The following is a 2,170-nucleotide window of genomic DNA, read 5'->3' on the forward strand; positions in this document are numbered from 1 at the left end:
AGGTATATGAGGAAGAGTTCAATGCCGTGCCGGCCGCGATTGAAATGATGCCGTTGGAGGGAACAGTCACCGGTACAGGAGCCGGGAAGCCTGCCTGAAAGGTCRCCGGCGTCGTGTTGTCCGCCAGCACGGCAGGGCCGTAGCTGTTCTGTGCTGTGGATTGGGTATACGCGTTATTGGCGCGTACCGGGTAGTTGTAGGCATAGCTGTTGTCTTCAAACGGCATGTAGCTCATACCAAAGCCGCCACGGACAACCAGTTTGTCGTTCACACGCAAGGCGAAGCCTGTACGGGGAGCGAAGTAGCTGTATCGAGTCTGGAGGCCCAGGTTGGAGGGGTTACCGCCGATGCCCGCAATCACCAGTGTGTTGTTCGACGGGTTGTAGTTGGAGAACTGTCCAGCCTTGCGAGCTGTGGCCGGTGGGTAGAACTCCCAGCGGAGGCCATAGTCCAACGTCAACCGTGATGTGGCATTCCATTTATCGCCGGCAAAGGCAAAGAACCACCACTGGCGATATGTCGGGAAATAGGTGAACAGATCACGGCCTGCGGCGCTCGGAAGACCAAGCAGGAACGAAGCAAGATCGTTATGGAAGTCCGTTGCCGGTCCACCGTTCAGGCCGGTCTGATTCTGACCAAAGGTATAGAGTCCACGCGGGCTGTACGTCTGGCCTTGAAGCAAATCGTCACGCACCCGGCGAAGGTCGACACCGAACTTGAACTGATGATTGCCCATCACCTTGGTCCAGTGATTGACGAAGTCAATGTTCGCTTCCGCCCGGATCCACGGCATAGAAGCGGCATAGCCGAGGGTCGGCTGCGAGAAGCTGCCCAGGTTGATGCCCACTTGGCCGGAGGTCAGGGTGTCGAGGTTCACACCGGGAACACCGATGGTCGTTGCATCCTTGTTGCCGTAGTCAGAAGGTTGCGCGTCGTTACGATAGTGCGCCACTCCTAGGCGAACCTCTGTGAGGAACGTGGACGAGAAGGTGTGAGTATAGTTTCCGCCTGTACTCCATGCCTTCTGAACACCACTGCCTGCGAAGCCGCCATTCGGAGAAGGTCCGCCTGCAAAGCTGCTGAAGATAGGGGCTTGAAACAGGTTGTTCTTCTGGTAGCTGAAGCGGCCACTCAGGCGGTCGGCGGCCCTGATCTGCCAATCGACCTTGCCATCGTAGTTGTCTGACGTCTTCTGGAATGGCAGGTTGATGAAGTAGTTATTACTGGGTGAGCTGGTCGAGCTGAGGTTTGTGTTGGGCGACGGAATCAGCGCCAGCAGTGCTGCGCTTACCGAATTCACACGTCCGCAGGGAATAAGGTTACCCGCGAACGGTGTACGGCCCTTGCCGGTGTTGCTGCCGGTCTGAGTGCCCGTTGACGGGTCATAGATCTGGCCCTTACCGTTTGCCGTGTAGCCATCGCTCAGATCGTAGAAGCCGCCGACGCAGGTCGTCGCCTTTTTAAAGGGAATCGTTACCGTATTGCTGTTCGCTTCGTGGTCAGAGGTGCGGAAATAATCGCCATAAAAAAACAGCTTGTCCTTAATAATGGGACCGCTCAGATTGCCGCCAAAGTAGTTGTAGGCGACCTTGCCTACCTTACGGTTTGCAAGCTTCTCAGCCTCAAGCTTGGTGCTGACGTCCGCACGGTCTGTCTGCAGCAGCGGAATAGTGTCGGTGACGGTAATCTCTTCAGTCGCCGCACCGGGGCTAAGGCTGAAGTCCACACGTGAAGTCGTATTCACAATCACGTCGACGGATGCACGGGTTTCTTTCTTGAAGCCTTGCATCTCGACGGAGATGGCGTAATTGCCCGGGGGAATGTCAGAGAACGTATAGTTGCCGCTATCGTTCGTGATGACCTCCCGCAGTGCGTTGGTAGAGGTTTCGCGCGCGATTACCCTGGCGTTTGGCGCAGCAGCGCCGGTCTTGTCCGTAACGGTGCCAACCAATGTGGCGGAGACGGTCTGCGCGTTACTAAGGGATGGGAAGAGAAGAAGGAATAGAACAAAGATATAGCGTGACATTCTGAAATGCCGTAGCAGGCTCATGGCTGCCTCCAAAAAGGTGCCGAAACACCACAGTTAAAGAAACACAACTCTAGTGGCCCCCAAAGATGCTGATTTGGGCCACGAGAAAACTAGAAGAGGCCGAGAGACGCTGTCAAGAAA

1 protein-coding gene is annotated in these 2,170 nt (G+C 55.9%); it reads right to left on the reverse strand.

Annotated features, from left to right (window positions below):
* The coding region (locus AB4043_RS24855) for a carboxypeptidase regulatory-like domain-containing protein (RefSeq protein WP_442308440.1) at positions 1-2,050 on the reverse strand (2,050 nt) is incomplete at its 3' end.
* Positions 2,051-2,170: the final 120 nt, after the last annotated feature.

It is taken from the genome of Terriglobus sp. YAF25, from assembly GCF_052113305.1.
GTDB lineage: Bacteria > Acidobacteriota > Terriglobia > Terriglobales > Acidobacteriaceae > Terriglobus.